General features: G+C 51.2%; 1 rRNA gene. It reads left to right on the forward strand.

Features of this window, described 5'->3' with window-relative positions:
* Positions 1-1163, forward strand: a 23S ribosomal RNA gene (locus tag IDM28_RS23690); the annotation flags it as partial.

Raw genomic sequence — 1163 nt, forward strand, 5'->3', positions numbered from 1 at the left:
GGCCGTAGTGGGTGATAGCCCCGTACACGAAAATCTCTTATCAATGAAATCGAGTAGGACGGAGCACGAGAAACTTTGTCTGAACATGGGGGGACCATCCTCCAAGGCTAAATACTACTGACTGACCGATAGTGAACCAGTACCGTGAGGGAAAGGCGAAAAGAACCCCGGAGAGGGGAGTGAAATAGATCCTGAAACCGTATGCGTACAAGCAGTGGGAGCCTACTTTGTTAGGTGACTGCGTACCTTTTGTATAATGGGTCAGCGACTTATATTCAGTGGCGAGCTTAACCGAATAGGGGAGGCGTAGCGAAAGCGAGTCTTAATAGGGCGTTTAGTCGCTGGGTATAGACCCGAAACCGGGCGATCTATCCATGGGCAGGTTGAAGGTTGGGTAACACTAACTGGAGGACCGAACCGACTACCGTTGAAAAGTTAGCGGATGACCTGTGGATCGGAGTGAAAGGCTAATCAAGCTCGGAGATAGCTGGTTCTCCTCGAAAGCTATTTAGGTAGCGCCTCATGTATCACTGTAGGGGGTAGAGCACTGTTTCGGCTAGGGGGTCATCCCGACTTACCAAACCGATGCAAACTCCGAATACCTACAAGTGCCGAGCATGGGAGACACACGGCGGGTGCTAACGTCCGTCGTGAAAAGGGAAACAACCCAGACCGTCAGCTAAGGTCCCAAAGTCATGGTTAAGTGGGAAACGATGTGGGAAGGCTTAGACAGCTAGGAGGTTGGCTTAGAAGCAGCCACCCTTTAAAGAAAGCGTAATAGCTCACTAGTCGAGTCGGCCTGCGCGGAAGATGTAACGGGGCTCAAACCATGCACCGAAGCTACGGGTATCACCTTTTGGTGATGCGGTAGAGGAGCGTTCTGTAAGCCTGTGAAGGTGAGTTGAGAAGCTTGCTGGAGGTATCAGAAGTGCGAATGCTGACATGAGTAACGACAATGCGAGTGAAAAACTTGCACGCCGAAAGACCAAGGTTTCCTGCGCAACGTTAATCGACGCAGGGTTAGTCGGTCCCTAAGGCGAGGCTGAAAAGCGTAGTCGATGGAAAACAGGTTAATATTCCTGTACTTCCGATTGTTGCGATGGAGGGACGGAGAAGGCTAGGCCAGCTTGGCGTTGGTAGTCCAAGTTTAAGGTGGTAGGCTG

Source organism: Pseudomonas sp. EZ-C24, from assembly GCF_014525325.1.
Taxonomy (GTDB): domain Bacteria; phylum Pseudomonadota; class Gammaproteobacteria; order Pseudomonadales; family Pseudomonadaceae; genus Aquipseudomonas; species Aquipseudomonas shirazensis.